The following is a 6,793-nucleotide window of genomic DNA, read 5'->3' on the forward strand; positions in this document are numbered from 1 at the left end:
GCATTAAGCTTCTTTTATTGTTATTTTTGCCTCAGATTCAGACGTTCCCCATTCTATATTAGATGGGCCTTCTATTTGAATAGGAAGGGTTGTTTCCCCAACCTCAGCATTCTCGGCATTTACGTATACGGAAACATTGTTTAGTTGAATACTTTCCAAAGCCTCGGGTGTTCCTTTTGCTACGACAGAAACGATTCCATCTGTAGGTGTTTCAAAATTACTAACTAGATGTTCCGGTAGCCCCTTCACTGTAATCGCAACTTTTTCAAATGATTTCTCTTCCACTATTGAAACAGTTTCCTCTTGCTCATCTTCAGTCTCAACTGATGATGCTGGTGTGACATCTGCTGTTATTTTTATCTTGTCGAGCGACAATTTAGACACACCATCTGGAATTGCGAACTTCAACTCAAAGCTACTCGTATCTTCTAGTTTACTCACGTCTACATCAACTTGTAACTGCCCTATTTTATCTAATACTGTTCGTGGGCCATAAAGTCTAATATTTTTTACATCAGTTGACAATCCATTAACCGTTACCCCTTCTTTAGGCACACCTTTGGGAACTAAAACTACCGGGACTTCTTTACTGTATTCTTCTACATTCACTTTTACTTGTGTCGTTTTCGGTTCAACGGTTACATCTAATTTATTTAAATCCGCGTCGAGTACTCGTATGCTTGCTTCTTGTTCAAACGATTTATTAATCCCTTCATCTCTAACAATGGTAGCTTTTACATAGCCTATGCTATCTATAATACTTTTTGCTCCTGTGACGATTACTTTTTTCGGTTCCATATCATAGGACTTGACGATATAGTTTTCAGCTAACAAGCTTTCATTCATATCTAAATCCACAGTAAATTCTTGGGAAACACGTTCTTCAATCACTACATTTACATTTACAGGGTCAATACGCACTTTCAATTTATCTGAAAAGTTTTCAGTTGAAAACGCTACTCTATGTTCACCAAACGTTACCTCTCGTAAATCAATAAATACTTTATAATCTTTCATCACTTTCGTGGAAAAAACTTGTTGCGATGGACCTTCTATATTCACCGTAACAGTTTCTGGCACTCCTGTTACAACGGAGTTTTCATCATCATAATATACCTCTACAGGCACATCCCGAAGAACTTCCACTGACGTGCTAGTTGTATTCATATTATTTTTTTCCATATCCGATTTCACAGAAACGAACAGTAGAATTGCAAGTACTAATGCAATTATCCGTAAAAACCATGGATTGCCCATCATTTTATCCATTCTGTTTCCCCCTCCACAACCATTTAGAAGAAGTTACTTGTTCCTCTGTTGGTCCAAACCAAAGGCGTTTCAAGTGATTTTCAAACTCTTCCATGGATAAGTTTCGATGGAGATCTCCATTAGATGTTAAACTTACCGCTCCTGTTTCTTCTGATACAACAATGGTAATAGCATCCGTTACTTCACTTAAACCAATTGCTGCACGGTGCCGTGTTCCAAGCTCTTTGGAAATGAAAGGACTTTCAGATAACGGCAAATAACAAGCGGCGGAGACAATATTATTTTTTTGAACAATAACCGCACCGTCATGTAAAGGTGTATTTGGTATAAAGATATTAATCATAAGCTCCGAAGTAAGATGCGCATTTAACTGAATTCCCGTTTCAATGTATTCATTTAAACCCGTTTCTCTTTCAATGGAGATTAACGCTCCAATACGACGTTTCGCCATATAACTTACAGATTTTTTCATAGCCTCTATTAAACGGTTTTTTTCTTCCTCTTCTTGCATCGTGGAACTTCTTGCGAAGAGCTTACCTCTACCTATTTGCTCGAGTGCTCTTCTTATTTCAGGTTGAAATATAACGATGATTGCAAAAAATCCAATACTTATTACATTTTCAAGCAGCCAGCCAAGTGTATCCATACCTAAAAAATCGGTTACTACTCGAGCTGCGATTATAACGAATATTCCTTTTAATAATTGAACTGCTTTCGTTCCTTTTATCAAGGTAATTAATTTATATATTACAAACCAAACAAATAAAACATCTAAAATGTTTACAATTACGTTTACTGGCATAAAACTAGTAAATTGCTCCATAAACGACATGTGGCATCCCCCACTTTTCATCACAAATCCATACAATGATAGTATATCATAGTTGCCCGCTTCCCTACATTTTAGGGCGAAAAAAGTCTATCCACTTCCCTGGATAGACTTTCCATTATTTTGTTTCCTCTTTATCAAAAAATGAAACGACTTCTTTCGCACCTTCTTTTATGTGAAACCAAAGCCAATCAAATACCTCATTAATCTCTTCCGTTTTGCCCGTTATGACTGCAGTAGAAGCCATATACTTCGAACCATTTATGACGGTTAGATTCCCGTCTAATTCACCATCGATTCGAACATCGCCATTTTGGACCACTAGATTACCTTTTACAACTTGTCCTTCGGGGATAATAACCGTTTCTCCTTCCACCACTACATTTTCTTGCTTGGTAAAAGAGAATTGCTGCTCTTCATTGAAATTACTAAATAATGCACTACTCATAAATAAAAAGAATAATGCTGCTGCAGTGAGAATTGGATGACGCCGCAACCATCTACTAACACCAGCATGTGATTTTTCTTTTGGAAGTCTTGCCATTACAGTTTGACTAAAATTAGTTGGTGCTTCTACATGAGCTGCTCCTTTTACAAAAGCAACTACATCGCTTAATTCATGCATATGAGCCTGACAATCCACGCATGACTGCAAATGAGATTTTAGTTCAAGCTCATGTTCACGGCTTATTTCACCATCTAGATATTCATGCATATAGTGAACAATTCGCTCTGGACATGCATTCATCGTGATTCCCTCCTATAAAAAATTGGGCTGCCTGCTTAACTGTTTTCTCAGTGCTTCTCGGCCTCTATGAATTCTCGTTTTTACTGTTCCAAGTGGTAATTCTAATATTTCGCTAATCTCTTGTAAAGATAATTCTTCCATATACTTTAAAACAATGGCCGATCGATATTTATCCGGAAGACGACTAATCTCATACTGTATTCGATCTTGAAGCTCCAACTTCATGATTTCTTCTTCCGGCAGTTCATCAGCTGCTGCGATTTGAGAGTACATATCCAGTCCTTCTGTACCCTTTACTTCTGCATCTAAATAATAATCCGGCTTTTTTTTCCTTATACGATCGATACATAGATTGGTCGCAATACGGTATAGCCAAGTAGAAAATTTTCTTTTTTGATCAAAGGTGTGTATGTTGATAAAGGCTCGCACAAATGCTTCTTGTGCAATATCTTCCGCTTCATGGCGATTTCCTAGCATTCGGAAACATACTTGAAATAGTCTATGCTGATACAGGTCGACAATCTCCGCGAATGCGTCTTTATCGCCTTTTAACACTTGTTTTATTCTTTTATTTATTAACGCATCCATCGTGATTTTTCCCCTCCGCCTCGTGCGGCTGTCTTACCTATACGGATAAAGGTAACAACAGGTTTCATTTTTTTCTATATTATTTATTTTACCAAATATTCCATGCATTGTGTTGATAATAACAAAAAGAAAAGCAGACTATTTGCCTGCTTTCTAATCAATTCGTATTATATGAGACTTTCACCAAACAGCGATCCCATCAATCCAACTGCAACATCGGCTGTCTTATTTTTTTCATCCAGTATTGGATTTACTTCTACAAATTCAGCTGATGTAATCAAATTAGAAGAATAAAGCATTTCCATTGCTAAATGGCTTTCACGATAACTAATGCCACCAGGAACCGGTGTACCAACCCCTGGTGTGTAGAGTGGGTCTAAACCGTCTAAATCGAGCGATAGATGGACTCCATCTACGTTACGTTCATGGAAATAGGCTATTGTTTGATTCATTACTTCAGTCATCCCATGCTTATCAATCTCATGCATAGAAAAGACTTTAATGCCCTTTTCTTTTATTAATTCACGTTCGCCCGGGTCTACTGAACGAGCCCCTATAATGACAACGTTTTCGGATTTAATCTTTGGAGCGTAAGCTCGAATATTCACTAAGTCTTCATGGCCCAAGCCAAGACTAGCTGCTAGAGGCATTCCATGTATATTCCCAGAAGGTGAAGTTTCTGCTGTATTTAGGTCGGCATGCGCATCGTACCAAATAACTCCTAAATTTTCATAGCGATCCGCAAGACCTGCAAGTGTCCCGATTGCTATACTATGATCGCCACCGAGTACTAGGGGATATCTTCCTTCAGATAGTACTTCATGGACTTTGTTCGCTAGATTTGTATTACCTTCTATTACATCTTCCAAATTACGTAAAGTTGTATTTGGAGATTGTTCTTTACGAGTATGACTAATTGCAATATCTCCCTCGTCTTTAACAGTGTGACCTAGGGCCTTTAGACGTTCTACGACTCCTGCATAACGGATAGCACTTGGACCCATATCGACTCCACGTCTATTTTGTCCAAGATCCATTGGTACACCTATTATTGAGATATTTAACTTATTCATGATGTAATACCCCTTTCCATTCCTACATCTATTGTAAATCTTAAAGGGGAATTGGCTCAACTCAGCATTTTCATGAATATTTATTCATTAACTGAACAAGATGGGTTTTCACTTCTGGCCATTCACTCTCAATGATTGAGTAAACAACGGCATTTCTCACCGTGCCATTTGAACGAATTCGTTCATTACGAAGAACACCCTCTTTTATACCACCTATTCGTTCAATGGCACGCTGGGAAGTCATATTCAACTCATCCGTTTTAAATTGGACACGAATCATCCCTAAGTGTTCAAAACAATGTTTTAAAAGCAAGTATTTGGTTGTTGTATTCACATGTGTTCGCTGAAACTGTTTCCCATAGAAAGTCGAACCTATTTCACAAGCATGATTCGTATGATCCATTCCATAAATACGGGTTGTTCCCATTATTTTATTTGTATCGGTATTTTCTACTACAAATGAAAGTGCAGTTTGTTCTGTATTCATTTGAAAAATTCCTACTTGCAACCAATTATTAAGTTGTTCCCTATTTTCTATTTTATTCAACATAAATTGAAAGATTTGGGGATCATACAACTCCCACAAAAACGGTATGTCACTTTCTTTCATTGGTCGTAATGTCACATCTCCATATACCATTGTTTCAGCCAAACTCAACACCTCATTTTTTTATATCATCATAATAGAAATATGGTCCGATTGAAAAGTAATTTACCTCGGAAACTATGAAATTACTAAGTAAAAAGATTGTCTAAAGAACAATGACTTTTTATTAATCGGTGTGAGTGGTTTTTGTTGTGTTGGTTATGTGTTTTGTCGCCTCCACTGTACTTATATCTCGCTTAGGATTATTCGTCCAACTTCAACATTTTGTAGATTAAAAAAACCTTTCCGAAAGACGGAAAGGTTTACTTTGTAATATATAAGTTATGGAGCCTAGCGGGATCGAACCGCTGACCTCCTGCGTGCAAGGCAGGCGCTCTCCCAGCTGAGCTAAGGCCCCGTAAAACGGAATGTAATATTTGTGGCTGGGGTACCTGGATTCGAACCAGGGCATGACGGAATCAAAATCCGTTGCCTTACCGCTTGGCTATACCCCAATAAACTGGTGGAGGGGGACGGATTCGAACCGCCGAACCCTAAGGAGCGGATTTACAGTCCGCCGCGTTTAGCCACTTCGCTACCCCTCCAAAGCTAAGTATGAAAATAAATGGTGGAGGATGACGGGCTCGAACCGCCGACCCTCTGCTTGTAAGGCAGATGCTCTCCCAGCTGAGCTAATCCTCCTGGGTTATAAAAATCACGATCAGTTATGTACCTCTATAAGAATCGGACAAGAATTATAATAACATATTTGTTTCTCTTAAGCAAGTAGTTGTCTAGGCTTATTTACATTTAATTTTCAAAATGTAAGCTTCCAAGCGGGTTCGAACCGCTGACCTCTTCCTTACCATGGAAGCACTCTACCTGCTGAGCTATGGAAGCACAGACAAAAAAATGGCTCCGAAGGTAGGACTCGAACCTACGACCGATCGGTTAACAGCCGATTGCTCTACCACTGAGCTACTTCGGAACAATGCATCTATTTAAAGTACAAATATAATTATAACAATTATTATTTATATTGCAAGTCTATTTCTACATTTTTTTTAAAATATAACCTAATTGTTTATTAGCATTTAATATCGTTAACATTTATCCCCAAAAGAGATTAACATTCCTCTCATTTATTTAAGTATCTACAATTAATTACTAGAATTTAAGCTCAACTTTTTAGTGAAAATGCATGACCAAAGTTATCCAGTTGTCATTATAATTCATTGTTACCTAAAGCATGAAAAGAAGTCCTACTCTTACAGGTCGGATATCTACTGCCAATGATATAAAGGATTTTTCCTTAGAAATAAATAGGTTATGACGGTCAAATCGAGCTCATAAGTAACCAGTTTCCCTCTGGAAGCAACTACCTGCGATTCCATTGTTCAGGGAAGTTGAAGTTGGATATAAGTGAGTCAAGGCAATCAAATTAAGCTCGTAAGCACTGTTTTACGTGAGAGCGGTCATCTTTGTAGATGAGAGCAACCTAACATAGAGAATCTCATATCTTCATACCGCTACCTTCCTTATAAAAGGTTAAGTTTCTACATACAAAAAAGCCGTTACCGATTATTCGATAACGACTTCTTTATTAGTGCCCAGCGACGTCCTACTCTCACAGGGGGAATCCCCCAACTACCATCGGCGCAAAAGAGCTTAACTTCCGTGTTCGGTATGGGAACGGGTGT

Annotated in this window: 6 protein-coding genes, 6 tRNA genes and 1 rRNA gene; all 13 read right to left on the reverse strand. The window is 38.1% G+C overall.

Features of this window, described 5'->3' with window-relative positions; translation table 11 throughout:
- Nucleotides 1-3: 3 nt before the first annotated feature.
- Entirely contained in the window at nucleotides 4-1,269 is a 1,266-nt protein-coding gene (locus BMZ04_RS15160) for a CdaR family protein (RefSeq protein ID WP_093272764.1), read from the reverse strand.
- On the reverse strand, nucleotides 1,262-2,101 hold the full coding sequence (gene cdaA / locus BMZ04_RS15165; RefSeq protein WP_093272767.1) for a diadenylate cyclase CdaA: 840 nt from the start codon (nucleotides 2,099-2,101) through the stop codon (nucleotides 1,262-1,264). Before cdaA ends, BMZ04_RS15160 begins: the two co-directional genes overlap by 8 nt.
- Nucleotides 2,102-2,216: 115 nt before the next feature.
- On the reverse strand, nucleotides 2,217-2,846 hold the full coding sequence (locus BMZ04_RS15170; protein ID WP_093272770.1) for a zf-HC2 domain-containing protein: 630 nt from the start codon (nucleotides 2,844-2,846) through the stop codon (nucleotides 2,217-2,219).
- A 12-nt stretch (nucleotides 2,847-2,858) separates the two neighbouring features.
- Entirely contained in the window at nucleotides 2,859-3,434 is a 576-nt protein-coding gene (gene sigW / locus BMZ04_RS15175; protein WP_093272774.1) for an RNA polymerase sigma factor SigW, read from the reverse strand.
- 167 nt (nucleotides 3,435-3,601) lie between these two features.
- Nucleotides 3,602-4,507, reverse strand: coding sequence for an arginase (gene rocF, locus BMZ04_RS15180; protein ID WP_093272778.1), 906 nt, complete (start codon nucleotides 4,505-4,507; stop codon nucleotides 3,602-3,604).
- A 70-nt stretch (nucleotides 4,508-4,577) separates the two neighbouring features.
- Entirely contained in the window at nucleotides 4,578-5,168 is a 591-nt protein-coding gene (locus BMZ04_RS15185) for a GNAT family N-acetyltransferase (protein ID WP_255367945.1), read from the reverse strand.
- A gap of 270 nt (nucleotides 5,169-5,438) precedes the next feature.
- Nucleotides 5,439-5,511 (reverse strand) — tRNA-Ala (locus BMZ04_RS15190).
- Nucleotides 5,512-5,533: 22 nt separating this feature from the next.
- Nucleotides 5,534-5,608, reverse strand: a tRNA-Gln gene (locus BMZ04_RS15195).
- 6 nt (nucleotides 5,609-5,614) lie between these two features.
- Nucleotides 5,615-5,698 (reverse strand) — tRNA-Tyr (locus BMZ04_RS15200).
- 21 nt (nucleotides 5,699-5,719) lie between these two features.
- Nucleotides 5,720-5,795: transfer RNA gene (locus BMZ04_RS15205), tRNA-Val, on the reverse strand.
- Between the two features lie 125 nt (nucleotides 5,796-5,920).
- A tRNA-Thr gene (locus tag BMZ04_RS15210) sits at nucleotides 5,921-5,993 on the reverse strand.
- 13 nt (nucleotides 5,994-6,006) lie between these two features.
- Nucleotides 6,007-6,081: transfer RNA gene (locus BMZ04_RS15215), tRNA-Asn, on the reverse strand.
- A gap of 620 nt (nucleotides 6,082-6,701) precedes the next feature.
- Nucleotides 6,702-6,793, reverse strand: a 5S ribosomal RNA gene (gene rrf / locus BMZ04_RS15220); the annotation flags it as partial.

Source organism: Psychrobacillus sp. OK032, from assembly GCF_900111345.1.
Classification (GTDB): Bacteria; Bacillota; Bacilli; order Bacillales_A; family Planococcaceae; genus Psychrobacillus.

Excerpts from the sequence above, each read along its gene's own strand:
- rocF (WP_093272778.1), bottom strand. The coding sequence starts at position 4,507 with ATGAATAAGTTAAATATCTCAATAATAGGTGTACCAATGGATCTTGGA.
- BMZ04_RS15160 (WP_093272764.1), bottom strand. The coding sequence starts at position 1,269 with ATGGATAAAATGATGGGCAATCCATGGTTTTTACGGATAATTGCATTA.
- sigW (WP_093272774.1), bottom strand. The coding sequence starts at position 3,434 with ATGGATGCGTTAATAAATAAAAGAATAAAACAAGTGTTAAAAGGCGAT.
- BMZ04_RS15170 (WP_093272770.1), bottom strand. The coding sequence starts at position 2,846 with ATGAATGCATGTCCAGAGCGAATTGTTCACTATATGCATGAATATCTA.
- cdaA (WP_093272767.1), bottom strand. The coding sequence starts at position 2,101 with ATGTCGTTTATGGAGCAATTTACTAGTTTTATGCCAGTAAACGTAATT.